The organism is Escherichia marmotae (assembly GCF_002900365.1).
GTDB classification, from domain to species: domain Bacteria; phylum Pseudomonadota; class Gammaproteobacteria; order Enterobacterales; family Enterobacteriaceae; genus Escherichia; species Escherichia marmotae.
In genome coordinates, this window is the sequence record NZ_CP025979.1 from 4338686 (window position 1) to 4352285 (window position 13600).

The following is a 13600-nucleotide window of genomic DNA, read 5'->3' on the forward strand; positions in this document are numbered from 1 at the left end:
TAATTGTTTTTACTATATAAATTAATTTATGCTCATTAATGAGTAGTCAAAATGACTATTAATCAGATGGTCGATATGACAATATCTATAGTCAAATTGACAGTGAGGCAAAGATGAGTTTTTCCGTTGATGTGCTGGCGAATATCGCCATCGAATTGCAGCGCGGGATTGGCCATCAGGATCGTTTTCAACGCCTGATTACCACGCTGCGTCAGGTGCTGGAGTGTGATGCGTCAGCGTTGCTGCGCTACGACTCGCGGCAATTTATTCCGCTCGCCATCGACGGGCTGGCAAAAGATGTGCTCGGCAGACGCTTTGCGCTGGAAGGGCATCCGCGGCTGGAAGCGATTGCCCGCGCCGGGGACGTGGTGCGTTTTCCTGCAGACAGCGAATTACCCGATCCCTATGACGGTTTGATTCCCGGGCAGGAGAGTCTGAAGGTTCATGCCTGTGTTGGTCTGCCATTGTTTGCCGGGCAAAACCTGATTGGCGCATTGACGCTCGACGGGATGCAGCCCGATCAATTCGATGTTTTCAGCGATGAAGAGTTACGGCTGATTGCCGCGCTGGCGGCGGGGGCGTTAAGCAATGCGTTGCTGATTGAACAACTGGAAAACCAGAATATGTTGCCGGGTCATGCCGTGCCGTTTGAAGCGGTGAAAGAGATGCAGATGATTGGCCTGTCGCCAGGTATGACGCAACTGAAAAAAGAGATTGAGATTGTGGCAGCGTCCGATCTCAACGTCTTAATTAGCGGTGAGACGGGAACAGGTAAGGAGCTGGTGGCGAAAGCGATTCATGAAGCCTCGCCGCGGGCGGTGAATCCGCTGGTTTATCTCAACTGCGCCGCACTGCCGGAAAGCGTGGCGGAAAGTGAGCTGTTCGGGCATGTGAAAGGGGCGTTTACCGGCGCTATCAGTAACCGCAGTGGTAAGTTTGAAATGGCGGATAACGGTACGCTGTTTCTGGATGAGATCGGTGAGTTGTCGTTGGCATTGCAGGCCAAGCTACTGCGGGTGTTGCAGTATGGCGATATTCAGCGCGTTGGCGATGACCGCAGTTTGCGGGTGGATGTGCGCGTACTGGCAGCGACTAACCGCGACTTGCACGAAGAAGTACTGGCAGGGCGATTTCGCGCCGATTTATTCCATCGCCTGAGTGTGTTTCCGCTTTCCGTGCCGCCGCTACGTGAGCGGGGCGATGACGTTATTTTGCTGGCGGGTTATTTCTGCGAGCAGTGCCGTCTGCGACTGGGACTTTCTCGCGTGGTGTTGAGCGCCAGTGCGCGGAATTTATTGCAACACTACCGTTTTCCGGGAAACGTGCGCGAACTGGAACATGCTATTCATCGGGCGGTAGTGCTGGCGAGAGCGACCCGCAGCGGTGATGAAGTGATTCTTGAGACGCAACATTTTGCTTTTCCTGAGGTAACGTTGCCGTCGCCAGAAGTGACGACAGTGCCCGTCGTTAAACAAAACCTGCGTGAAGCGACAGAAGAGTTCCAGCGCGAAACCATTCGCCAGGCGCTGGCACAAAATAATCACAATTGGGCCGCCTGTGCGCGGATGCTGGAAATCGACGTCGCCAACCTGCATCGGCTGGCGAAACGTCTGGGATTGAAGGATTAAATAATCCCGGCCTGATAGAAATCCTGCAGGTTAATCGCGCCGGCGAGTTTACCGTTTTCATCTACCACCGGTGCGGCGGTGATTTTGCGCTTCATCAGGATCTCTTTGGCGTCAATGGCGCGGCTTTGTGCCTGTAATGTGGTGCCACCAGCCGTCATCGCTTCATTAACGGGCGTGGTGAGTGCACCACCGCCAACCAGCCAGCGACGTAAATCGCCGTCGGTAAAGACGCCTTTCACCAGTCGTTGATCATCACACACTGCCACCAGCCCTAACCCGGTGCGGCTGAGTTCCAGCATCGCGTCCATCACGCTGGCGGTTAACGCCACCTGCGGGACAGCATCATCACGGCGCATCAGATGATGCACTTTGTTCAGCAAGCGAGCGCCCAGCGCGCCGGCTGGATGGGAGCGGGCAAAATCTTCTTCATTAAACCCACGCGCCTGCATGACCGCCATCGCCAGCGCATCGCCCATCATCAGGGTATTGACGGTGCTGGAAGTCGGCGCAAGGTGCATCGGGCAGGCTTCGCGTTCTACGGAAATATCCAGCACCGCTTTTGCCGCCAGACCCAGCGGTGACGTCGGTTTACCGGTCATTGCCAGCAGAGCAATAGATTTGTCTTCCAGACGCGGAATAATCAGATCCAGTTCCTTTGCGCCACCGGAGTACGAGATAAACAGCATTACATCGCGGCTTTCAATCATCCCCAGATCGCCGTGCAGTGCCTCTGCCGGATGGACAAAAAAAGCAGGCGTGCCAGTGCTGGCAAGCGTTGCGGCGATTTTCTTACCAATGTGGCCCGATTTGCCAATTCCCGAAACCACCACTTTGCCTTCGCAGTGCAGGATGATATTGGCGGCGCGAACAAAATCATCGCCCAGACGTTCAGGTAAACGGCTTGCTTCCTGCAACTCCAGCATTAACGTCTGACGTCCCGCGTTCAGTAGTGCTTCACTCATTGCTTTCTCCGGTGATGATCACGTCGATCCCTTTCTCTTCCAGCGCCTGACGAAACGCTGGAGAAATGCCTGCGTCGGTAATGAGTTTATCGACGCTTTCAAGACTGCAAACTACATTGGGGCTTTTACGACCAAACTTCGATGAGTCAGCCATCAAAATAACTTCGCGCGCGGCATTACACATCGCTTTACTGACGGTGTAGACCTCGTTGAAAGTCGTTACGCCTGCATTCAGATCGATGCCGTCGGTGCCCATAAACAATTTATCGAAGCTGAAATGTTCGAAGGCATTCTCGGCAAGTTGCCCGTGAAATGAGGCCGATTTTTTGCGAAATGTTCCGCCAGGCATCAGGATGGTTTGCTCGTTATCCAGTTCGGATAGCGCATTGACAATATGCAGACTGTTGGTCATCACTGTGATGTTATTAAAGCGCGAGAGCATTGGCACCATCTGCAATACGGTACTGCCAGCATCGAGAATGATTGAGTCGCCATCGTGGATAAAACTGACGGCGGCTTCCGCTATCAACTCTTTTTTGTGGGTGTTGATGAGCGTTTTATGATCGATTGGCGGATCGGATTCCTCTTTATTTAACACCACGCCGCCATAGGTACGAATGACGGTTCCGGCATGTTCCAGAATGACCAGATCTTTGCGAATGGTTGTGCCTGTGGTGTCAAAGTATTGCGCCAATTCTTCAACCGAGCATTTCCCCTGCTTTTGCAGATACTCCAGAATGGCGGCCTGACGCTGACGAGGTTTCATAGGCGTGATTACCTGATTTAGGTTTCAAAATGATAACTTCGCAAGCAAGTAGCATTCACAACGAAATTATCTACGTTTCAGTTTAAGCGCCAATGATAGAGCATTCTGCGATAATGGATCATGGGGAAAGATCACATCGGGCCGTAAATCAGCAGAATGCATACCCGTAATGGCGGGAATTTTTTGCGGTCGGGCGAAAACGGTCAGTCCTTTCATAAACAAGGTGTCGACGATGCGCTGCTGATCGTCCAGGGCGATGGCGACTACGACCCGCGGTTTAAAGCGCCCGCTGGAACGGCCCACGCCAACGCGGCCTTGCTGGCAAAGTGCATCGAAGGCTCGGTTAAAACGAGAAATTTGCCAGCCGCCTAAGGCCAGTTGTGTACACCAGGCGATAACGGCGACGGTGATGAGAGCGGATACCATAACTTCTCCTTATATGTGGTGGCGGAGGATTTCCGCTGAGAATGTTTACAGTGTGTGCTTTATTCATGCCTGATGCGGCGTGAACGCCTTATTAGGTCTTAAAAGTTCTGTTAATTCAATGTGTTGTATGGGGGCGTAGGCCTGATAAGCGTGGCGCATCAGGCAGTCTCGCGGAGATCCTTAAAGGATCTCCGCTGTTGATCAGAACATGACCTGACCGCCAGTGACATTAATCGACTGCCCGGTGCAGTACGACGCTTTTGGACTGGCGTAGAACAACAACATATTCAGCACGTCCTGATAATCGCAGCCGCGCTTAAGTGGCACTTTATCGATGTAATATTGCTCGACTTGATCCGGTTTTATGCCCAGCTTAGTGGCGTATTGCGGCAATAGTGACTGGAACATAGGTGATTTCAGCAAGTTACCGAGCATCAGTGAATGCACCGTAATGCCGTACTCCGCAAGATCCAACGCCAGTGACTGGGTAAGACCGACTCCGCCAAATTTCGCGGCGCTGTAACCAGAGTTGTGTTTGCTGCCCACTTTGCCTGATTTCGAGTTGATCTGAATAATCCGTCCCTGAATGCCGTCGCGGATCATCAGGCGCGAAAATTCACGCGCACAAAGGAAGTAGCCCACCAGATTTACCTGTAGCGAGCGGTCAAAATCCCCCAGTTGGAAATCGCTGATAAACGCTGCTTTAGCAATTCCGGCGCTGTAGACCAGTAAATCCACACGACCAAAGATCTCATCTACCCCACGAGAGAGTGCCAGTACGCTCTGCTCGCTGGTGGCATCAGCACCAAAACCATATGCCATGCCTTCGCCATATTCTGCATTAATTTCTTGCGCCACATTTGCAGCTTTGTCGCTCTGAATATCGACAACCGCCACGCGATACCCCTCGGCAGCCAGACCGTGGCACAGGAACGCGCCTAAGGTTTGCCCACCACCGATGACAACAGCAACCTGATTCATTTTTTACTCCTTAACAGATTCAAACTTCAAAACTGATCCCGGCGCGATATCGTCGGGTACGGGGCCTGCCACATGGACAGTGCCCGGAAATTCCGCTTCGCTTAAACCATCGAAGCGCAGGGTGACATGACCCAGTTCGCGAAGGTTGTCTTCCGCCACGCTGCCAACGGCGGTTACCGGATAGCGATGCTGTCCGAGAGAAAATTGCAAACCGGGATGGAGTTCACCTTTCAATTCGCCGTGGCAATGAATGAAGCAATACTCTTCGAGATCCGCAGGCGCGCCTTCACGAAAGGTGATGAGCATCTGATCGCTGAGAGCGTCAGTCGCACTCGCGCCGATACGGGTGATGGTGGTCTGATAAATAACGGTCATGTTTTAACCTCTATTGATAGATAAAACCGGAGACAAACCAGGCGATAAGTACGGTAGGCGCGCCGGTCAGAAAGCGGCTCACCAGTACAGAAGGGACACCGACGCGAACCGTGTCCTGACGGGCTTCCGCCAGAGACAAACCGACCGGGATAAAATCGCAGGCCGCCTGCGCGTTGATGGCAAACAGCGCCGGTAAAGCCAGATGCGGCGGAATATTGCCGAGACCAATCTGCACGCCAATCAATACGCCGATAACCTGCGCGATAACCGCGCCAGGGCCGAGGAAAGGCGAAAGCAGCGGAAAGGAGCAGATGAGTGCCAGCATCACCAGTCCCAGAGGATGACTGGCCAGCGGAGCAAGACCGTGGGCTATCCAGTCGCCAAGACCGGAAGCCATAATGATGCCGATAAGCGCCGAGACGAACGCCATAAACGGCAGGATGGTTTTTAATACGGTGTCGATGGTGTCGCGGCCAGACTGGAACAGCACGGCAACCGCAGACCCCATGCCCATTCCTACTTTCGCCAGTAAGCCATCGCTTTGTTCGGTGATTTTCTTGCTGGTATCGTAGTCACGACCTACGGTAGAGGATTGTGGAGCAGCATCACCCACTACAGTGATGTTTTCTTCTTTTACACCGGAGACATAAATATCTTCCACGATGTACTGCGCCAGCGGACCGGACTTGCCCGTTGAGTGGATATTGATAGTGGGAATACGCCGCTTGGGATAGATGCCGCAGCGCAGTGTACCGCCACAGTCGATTACCGCGACGCCGATTTCCGCTTCTGCGGGTTCACCTTCTTTAAATCCGTCGATAGCCTGCCAGCCAGTAAGCTGTGCCAGTTTGTCGACAATTACAGGGCGCGTACCGGCGGTGATATAGACGATTTTTTTCCCCGGAGTGGCTTCCAGCTCCAGCGGGCCGCCCCAGCCACCCGTCCCTTTTTCGATCCGAATACGTGTCATGATGTTGCTCCTGCCAGACGAACTTTCTGTTCAAGTTGAATGCCCATCTTTTTCTCAAAAATGGCGGTGGTCAGGTCGGTCACCCAACCGCGGAAGAAGTTAGTGATCAGGCCTACCAACAGATAACTGACGGCCAGCGGGCCAAGTGGCAGGTTCAGCGTTGTCAGACCGCTGGCAATTCCAAGATAAACAAACAATTCGCCGGGGTTGATATGGGGGAAGAGGCCATTCATTGAGTGGCAGCTATAAGAAGCCGCCGCATAGTAGCTGGGTTTGTACTTTTCCGGCATAAAGCGACCGAGGCTTAAGGTCATGGGGTTACAAAAGACAAACGTACCAATGCACGGTAGCAGCAGGTAACGGGAAACAGGATTACCGGCGCAACGTTGAGCAAATCGTTCAATACGATGTTGACCGATAAAATTAATCAGTGCGTTCATGATTACCAGCAGGCTAATCAACAGCGGAAGAATGCCGGTCACCATCCCGGTAAACACCTCTCCGCCTTTCTGGAACAGCCCGATGAACCACTCTGCGCCATGAGTAATGGTTTCTATCATTGTTCTCTCCTTCAGAATTTATTGTTTTATTACCAAACGGCAACCTAATCTAATCAGATTGAAAGATTTAAAAGTGTTATTTTGATCGCAAAATGAAAGATAAATATTTTAATTTGAAAGTTATGGTGAAGGTGTGTCGATGAAGGGTATTTGAGTTATGTAAAGTCCGTATCGGGGAGCGACTACCGCTTCCTTGTGCAGGGCGCGATGCTTTACCATACTTGCCCCAGGTTGAATCTGTTAAATGGACTCCTCATGTTCAAGCGTCGTTATGTAACATTGCTTCCCCTTTTTGTGTTGCTTGCCGCCTGCAGCAGCAAGCCAAAACCTACCGAGACTGAAACGACCACCGGAACGCCGTCTGGCGGCTTCCTGCTTGAGCCGCAGCACAATGTGATGCAGATGGGCGGTGACTTCGCCAACAACCCGAATGCCCAGCAGTTCATCGATAAAATGGTGAGCAAACACGGCTTCGATCGTCAGCAACTGCAAGAAATCCTTTCCCAGGCGAAACGTCTGGATTCGGTACTGCGGTTGATGGATAACCAGGCACCGACCACATCGGTGCAGCCGCCATCAGGCCCGAACGGTGCATGGCTGCGTTATCGCAAAAAATTTATTACTCCGGATAACGTGCAGAACGGCGTGGTTTTCTGGAATCAATATGAAGATGCGCTGAATCGCGCGTGGCAGGTATATGGTGTACCGCCAGAAATTATCGTCGGAATTATTGGCGTCGAAACCCGCTGGGGACGCGTGATGGGTAAAACCCGCATCCTTGATGCGCTGGCAACGCTGTCATTTAACTACCCACGCCGCGCGGAATATTTCTCTGGCGAACTGGAAACCTTCCTGCTAATGGCGCGCGATGAGCAGGATGATCCGCTCAATCTGAAAGGTTCCTTTGCCGGAGCGATGGGCTATGGACAGTTTATGCCATCGTCTTACAAACAATACGCCGTGGACTTTAGCGGTGATGGTCATATCAACCTGTGGGATCCGGTTGATGCTATTGGTAGTGTGGCAAACTATTTCAAAGCGCACGGCTGGGTGAAAGGTGACCTGGTGGCGGTGATGGCAAACGGCCAGGCACCAGGTTTACCAAATGGTTTCAAAACTAAGTACAGCGTTTCGCAGCTTGCTGCGGCAGGTTTGACGCCGCAGCAGCCGTTGGGGAATCATCAGCAGGCCAGCTTGCTGCGTCTGGATGTTGGGACGGGTTACCAGTACTGGTATGGTCTGCCGAACTTCTACACCATTACTCGTTACAACCACAGCACCCATTATGCAATGGCAGTCTGGCAGTTAGGACAGGCTGTGGCGCTGGCGCGCGTACAGTAACAACTGACAAGAGGGGAGTTTAAACTTCCCTCTGCTTTATTACTGTTTATTCGAATTACGTAATTGCTTGATTTTTTTCGACAGCGATATCGTATATCCCAGGCAGACAACGCCTAATGCAGCCTGACCGAAGTCGAAAGGTTCAAGATAGCCAGAAGATAAAATCTTACATACCACTGCAACCAGGGCGCTGATGCCGCCAATGGTGACCCACATGCGCATTTGCGTGGTCTGTTTGAGCACGTTTTGTGGGGTGTTATCCGTTTTCTTTGTTGCCATTGCTTTTCTCTCCCTGTGAATACATATCAATGTGAACGCGGCATGGTAGCCTTTTTTCTTTACCGGTTGGTCGTAACAGTCTTATTTCGGAATGCGACTCGTAAAATGAATCGCTCGTCCCCATCTTCTGCGGGAAAGTGCTATCTTGTCCGGCATAAATTTTTGACTGACAGAGGTTGTGATGACTGACAGTGAATTGATGCAATTGAGTGAACAGGTCGGGCTGGCACTGAAAGCCCGTGGCGCAACCGTCACAACCGCTGAGTCTTGTACCGGCGGTTGGGTCGCGAAAGTTATTACCGATATTGCTGGCAGTTCCGCCTGGTTTGAACGCGGATTTGTCACCTACAGTAACGAGGCTAAAGCGCAGATGATCGGCGTACGTGAAGAGACGCTGGCGCAGCATGGCGCGGTGAGTGAACCCGTCGTGGTGGAAATGGCAATTGGTGCACTGAAAGCGGCTCGAGCTGATTATGCCGTGTCTATCAGCGGCATTGCCGGACCGGATGGCGGCAGTGAAGAGAAGCCTGTAGGCACCGTCTGGTTTGCGTTTGCTTCTGCCAGCGGCGAAGGCATTACCCGCCGGGAATGCTTCAGCGGTGACCGTGATGCAGTACGACGTCAGGCGACGGCTTATGCATTACAGACGTTGCGACAACAATTTCTACAAAACACTTGATACTGTATGAGTATACAGTATAATTGCTTCAACAGAACATATTGACTATCCGGTATTACCCGGCATGACAGGAGTAAAAATGGCTATCGACGAAAACAAACAGAAAGCGTTGGCGGCAGCACTGGGCCAGATTGAGAAACAATTTGGTAAAGGCTCCATCATGCGCCTGGGTGAAGACCGTTCCATGGATGTGGAAACCATCTCTACCGGTTCGCTTTCACTGGATATCGCGCTTGGGGCAGGTGGTCTGCCGATGGGCCGTATCGTCGAAATCTACGGGCCGGAATCTTCCGGTAAAACCACGCTGACGTTACAGGTGATTGCCGCTGCGCAGCGTGAAGGTAAAACCTGTGCGTTTATCGATGCTGAACACGCGCTGGACCCAGTCTATGCACGTAAACTGGGCGTCGATATTGATAATCTGCTGTGCTCTCAACCGGACACTGGTGAGCAGGCTCTGGAAATCTGTGACGCTCTGGCACGTTCTGGCGCGGTAGATGTTATCGTTGTTGACTCCGTTGCGGCGCTGACGCCGAAAGCAGAAATCGAAGGCGAAATTGGTGACTCTCATATGGGCCTTGCGGCACGTATGATGAGCCAGGCGATGCGTAAGCTGGCGGGTAACCTGAAGCAATCCAACACGTTGCTGATTTTCATCAACCAGATCCGTATGAAAATTGGCGTGATGTTCGGTAACCCTGAAACCACTACCGGTGGTAATGCGCTGAAATTCTACGCTTCTGTTCGTCTCGATATCCGCCGTATTGGCGCGGTGAAAGAGGGCGAAAACGTGGTGGGTAGCGAAACTCGCGTGAAAGTTGTGAAGAACAAAATCGCTGCGCCGTTTAAACAGGCTGAATTCCAAATCCTCTACGGCGAAGGCATCAACTTCTACGGCGAACTGGTTGACCTGGGCGTGAAAGAGAAGCTGATCGAGAAAGCGGGTGCATGGTACAGCTATAAAGGCGAGAAGATCGGCCAGGGTAAAGCAAATGCGACAGCATGGCTGAAAGACAACCCGGAAACTGCGAAAGAGATCGAGAAGAAAGTGCGTGAGTTGCTGCTGAGCAACCCAAATGCAACGCCAGATTTCTCTGTTGATGACAGCGAAGGTGTAGCAGAAACGAACGAAGATTTTTAATCGTCTTGTTTGATACATAAGGGTCGCATCTGCGGCCCTTTTGCTTTTTAAGTTTTAAGGGGATGCCATGACCGAATTAACGCCCCGTCGCCCGATATATACTCGCCTGTTGGATCGCGCGGTACGTATTCTGGCGGTACGTGATCACAGTGAGCAGGAACTGCGCCGTAAACTTGCCGCACCGATTATTGGCAAAAATGGCCCGGAAGAGATTGATGCCACGGCAGAAGATTATGAGCGTGTTATCGCCTGGTGTCATGAACACGGTTATCTTGATGACAGCCGCTTTGTTGCACGCTTTATCGCCAGTCGCAGTCGCAAAGGATATGGACCGGCACGTATTCGTCAGGAACTGAGCCAGAAAGGGCTCTCCCGAGAGGCGACAGAAAAAGCGATGCGTGAATGTGACATCGACTGGTGCGCGCTGGCGCGTGATCAAGCGACGCGAAAATATGGTGAACCTTTGCCAACCATCTTTTCAGAAAAAGTTAAGATCCAGCGTTTTCTGCTCTATCGTGGCTATCTGATGGAAGATATCCAGGAGATTTGGCGAAATTTTGCCGACTGAACGCATACGGTATTTTACTTCCCAGTCAAGAAAACTTATCTTATTCCCACTTTTTCAGTTACCAGCCCGGCGGTTAACAACACGTTGCTGCTGGTAGCGATATTTCTTTAGCTTGATTTCAGGATAATTATGAGCAAGAGCACCGCTGAGATCCGTCAGGCGTTTCTCGACTTTTTCCACAGTAAGGGGCATCAGGTAGTTGCCAGCAGTTCCCTGGTTCCCCATAACGACCCAACTTTGTTGTTTACCAACGCCGGGATGAACCAGTTCAAGGATGTGTTCCTTGGGCTCGACAAGCGTAATTATTCCCGCGCTACCACTTCCCAACGCTGCGTGCGTGCGGGTGGTAAACACAACGACCTGGAAAACGTCGGTTACACCGCACGCCATCACACCTTCTTCGAAATGCTGGGCAACTTCAGCTTCGGTGACTATTTCAAACACGATGCTATTCAGTTTGCATGGGAATTGCTGACCAGCGAAAAATGGTTTGCCCTGCCGAAAGAGCGTCTGTGGGTTACCGTCTATGAAAGCGACGACGAAGCCTACGAAATCTGGGAAAAAGAAGTTGGGATCCCACGCGAACGTATTATTCGCATCGGTGATAACAAAGGTGCGCCATACGCATCTGACAACTTCTGGCAGATGGGCGACACTGGTCCGTGCGGCCCGTGCACCGAAATTTTCTATGATCACGGCGACCATATCTGGGGTGGCCCTCCGGGAAGCGCAGAAGAAGACGGCGACCGTTACATTGAGATCTGGAACATCGTCTTCATGCAGTTCAACCGCCAGGCCGATGGCACTATGGAACCGCTTCCGAAGCCGTCTGTTGATACCGGTATGGGGCTGGAGCGAATTGCTGCGGTGCTGCAACACGTTAACTCTAACTATGACATTGACCTGTTCCGCACGCTGATTCAGGCGGTTGCAAAAGTCACTGGCGCGACCGATCTGAGCAACAAATCGCTGCGTGTTATCGCTGACCACATTCGTTCCTGCGCATTCCTGATTGCAGATGGTGTCATGCCATCCAATGAAAACCGTGGTTATGTACTGCGTCGTATCATTCGTCGCGCGGTACGTCACGGCAATATGCTGGGCGCGAAAGAAACCTTCTTCTACAAACTGGTTGGTCCGCTGATCGACGTTATGGGCTCTGCGGGTGAAGACCTGAAACGCCAGCAGGCGCTGGTTGAGCAGGTGCTGAAAACTGAAGAAGAGCAGTTTGCGCGTACTTTGGAGCGCGGTCTGGCGTTGCTGGACGAAGAGTTAGCGAAACTTTCTGGTGATACGCTGGATGGCGAAACGGCTTTCCGTCTGTACGATACCTACGGTTTCCCGGTTGACCTGACGGCTGACGTTTGTCGTGAGCGCAACATCAAAGTCGATGAAGCCGGTTTTGAAGCAGCAATGGAAGAGCAGCGCCGTCGCGCACGTGAAGCCAGTGGCTTTGGCGCTGATTACAACGCGATGATCCGTGTTGATAGCGCTTCTGAATTTAAAGGCTATGACCATCTGGAACTGAACGGCAAAGTGACTGCACTGTTTGTTGATGGCAAAGCTGTTGATGCAATCAATGCAGGCCAGGAAGCGGTTGTCGTACTGGATCAAACGCCATTCTATGCAGAATCAGGCGGCCAGGTTGGCGATAAAGGCGAACTGAAAGGCGCAAGCTTCTCTTTTGCGGTGGAAGACACTCAAAAATACGGCCAGGCGATAGGTCACATCGGTAAACTTGCTGCGGGTTCTCTGAAAGTGGGCGACGCGGTGCAGGCTGATGTTGATGAAGCGCGCCGCGCCCGTATTCGTCTGAACCACTCCGCAACGCACCTGATGCACGCTGCATTGCGCCAGGTTCTGGGTACTCATGTCTCCCAGAAAGGTTCTTTGGTTAACGACAAAGTGCTGCGTTTCGACTTCTCGCATAACGAAGCGATGAAACCTGAAGAGATTCGAGCGGTCGAAGACCTGGTGAACGCACAGATTCGTCGCAACCTGCCGATCGAAACCAACATCATGGATCTTGAGGCGGCTAAAGCGAAAGGCGCGATGGCGTTGTTCGGTGAGAAGTATGATGAACGCGTACGTGTGCTGAGCATGGGCGATTTCTCTACCGAGCTGTGTGGCGGTACTCACGCCAGCCGCACCGGTGATATCGGCCTGTTCCGCATCATCTCTGAATCGGGTACTGCTGCAGGCGTTCGCCGTATCGAAGCGGTAACCGGAGAAGGTGCTATCACCACTGTTCATGCGGACAGCGATCGCTTAAGCGAAGTCGCGCATCTGCTGAAAGGCGATAGCAACAATCTGGTTGATAAAGTGCGTTCAGTGCTGGAACGTACGCGTCAGTTGGAAAAAGAGTTACAACAGCTTAAAGAACAGGCTGCTGCGCAGGAGAGTGCGAATCTTTCCAGTAAGGCAATTGATGTTAATGGTGTTAAGCTGTTGGTTAGCGAGCTTCGCGGTGTTGAGCCGAAAATGTTACGTACCATGGTTGACGATTTAAAAAATCAGCTGGGGTCGACAATTATCGTGCTGGCAACGGTAGCCGAAGGTAAGGTTTCTCTGATTGCAGGCGTATCTAAGGACGTCACAGATCGTGTGAAAGCAGGGGAACTGATTGGTATGGTCGCTCAGCAGGTGGGCGGCAAGGGGGGTGGACGTCCTGACATGGCGCAAGCCGGTGGTACGGATGCTGCGGCCTTACCTGCAGCGTTAGCCAGTGTGAAAGGCTGGGTCAGCGCGAAATTGCAATAATATAAGCGTCAGGCAATGCCGCAGAGTGAGTCTGCGGCATTCGCATCAACGCTATCGACAACGATAAAGTCAGGTTGAAGTTGTGTATATCGGCTAAACTTAGGTTTAACAGAATGTAATGCCATGACTGCTTACATGTAATGTGTTTGTCATTGCTTACTTTT

At 52.0% G+C, this 13600-nt stretch carries 14 protein-coding genes; 6 read left to right on the forward strand and 8 right to left on the reverse strand.

Going from position 1 to position 13600, the window contains the following annotated elements:
* Window positions 1–113: 113 nt before the first annotated feature.
* On the forward strand, window positions 114–1628 hold the full coding sequence (norR, locus tag C1192_RS22105; protein WP_038355659.1) for a nitric oxide reductase transcriptional regulator NorR: 1515 nt from the start codon (window positions 114–116) through the stop codon (window positions 1626–1628).
* Here norR and gutQ read toward each other — a convergent pair.
* From gutQ to srlA, 7 genes are all read right to left on the reverse strand, one after another.
* Window positions 1625–2590 (reverse strand): arabinose-5-phosphate isomerase GutQ, encoded by a 966-nt coding sequence (gutQ, locus tag C1192_RS22110; RefSeq protein ID WP_016262458.1) that lies wholly within the window; start codon window positions 2588–2590, stop codon window positions 1625–1627. The genes norR and gutQ overlap by 4 nt on opposite strands.
* On the reverse strand, window positions 2583–3356 hold the full coding sequence (srlR, locus tag C1192_RS22115) for a glucitol operon DNA-binding transcriptional repressor SrlR (protein WP_000804554.1): 774 nt from the start codon (window positions 3354–3356) through the stop codon (window positions 2583–2585). Before srlR ends, gutQ begins: the two co-directional genes overlap by 8 nt.
* Window positions 3357–3422: 66 nt before the next feature.
* A complete protein-coding gene (gene gutM, locus C1192_RS22120; protein WP_000252920.1) occupies window positions 3423–3782 on the reverse strand; it encodes a transcriptional regulator GutM in 360 nt (119 codons plus the stop codon).
* A gap of 201 nt (window positions 3783–3983) precedes the next feature.
* Window positions 3984–4763, reverse strand: coding sequence for a sorbitol-6-phosphate dehydrogenase (gene srlD / locus C1192_RS22125; protein WP_001077342.1), 780 nt, complete (start codon window positions 4761–4763; stop codon window positions 3984–3986).
* Between the two features lie 3 nt (window positions 4764–4766).
* Entirely contained in the window at window positions 4767–5138 is a 372-nt protein-coding gene (srlB, locus tag C1192_RS22130) for a PTS glucitol/sorbitol transporter subunit IIA (protein ID WP_016242534.1), read from the reverse strand.
* 10 nt (window positions 5139–5148) lie between these two features.
* On the reverse strand, window positions 5149–6108 hold the full coding sequence (gene srlE, locus C1192_RS22135) for a PTS glucitol/sorbitol transporter subunit IIB (protein WP_038355658.1): 960 nt from the start codon (window positions 6106–6108) through the stop codon (window positions 5149–5151).
* Window positions 6105–6668, reverse strand: a complete 564-nt coding sequence (gene srlA / locus C1192_RS22140; protein ID WP_000573320.1) for a PTS glucitol/sorbitol transporter subunit IIC — start codon at window positions 6666–6668, stop codon at window positions 6105–6107. Before srlA ends, srlE begins: the two co-directional genes overlap by 4 nt.
* 255 nt (window positions 6669–6923) lie before the next feature.
* On the opposite strand from srlA, the gene mltB reads away from it, so the two are divergent.
* Complete coding sequence (gene mltB, locus C1192_RS22145) at window positions 6924–8009, forward strand: lytic murein transglycosylase B (RefSeq protein WP_010380861.1); 1086 nt, start codon at window positions 6924–6926, stop codon at window positions 8007–8009.
* Between the two features lie 39 nt (window positions 8010–8048).
* Here the strand turns inward: mltB and C1192_RS22150 are convergent, their stop codons facing one another.
* Window positions 8049–8288 (reverse strand): hypothetical protein, encoded by a 240-nt coding sequence (locus C1192_RS22150; protein ID WP_016249109.1) that lies wholly within the window; start codon window positions 8286–8288, stop codon window positions 8049–8051.
* A 181-nt stretch (window positions 8289–8469) separates the two neighbouring features.
* Here C1192_RS22150 and pncC point away from each other — a divergent pair, with 181 nt between their 5' ends.
* From pncC to alaS, 4 genes are all read left to right on the forward strand, one after another.
* On the forward strand, window positions 8470–8967 hold the full coding sequence (gene pncC, locus C1192_RS22155; protein ID WP_000132228.1) for a nicotinamide-nucleotide amidase: 498 nt from the start codon (window positions 8470–8472) through the stop codon (window positions 8965–8967).
* A 79-nt stretch (window positions 8968–9046) separates the two neighbouring features.
* On the forward strand, window positions 9047–10108 hold the full coding sequence (gene recA, locus C1192_RS22160; protein WP_001516934.1) for a recombinase RecA: 1062 nt from the start codon (window positions 9047–9049) through the stop codon (window positions 10106–10108).
* A gap of 67 nt (window positions 10109–10175) precedes the next feature.
* Window positions 10176–10676, forward strand: a complete 501-nt coding sequence (gene recX, locus C1192_RS22165; protein WP_038355657.1) for a recombination regulator RecX — start codon at window positions 10176–10178, stop codon at window positions 10674–10676.
* A gap of 129 nt (window positions 10677–10805) precedes the next feature.
* Window positions 10806–13436, forward strand: a complete 2631-nt coding sequence (alaS, locus tag C1192_RS22170; RefSeq protein WP_016249108.1) for an alanine--tRNA ligase — start codon at window positions 10806–10808, stop codon at window positions 13434–13436.
* The last annotated feature ends 164 nt before the right edge of the window (window positions 13437–13600 follow it).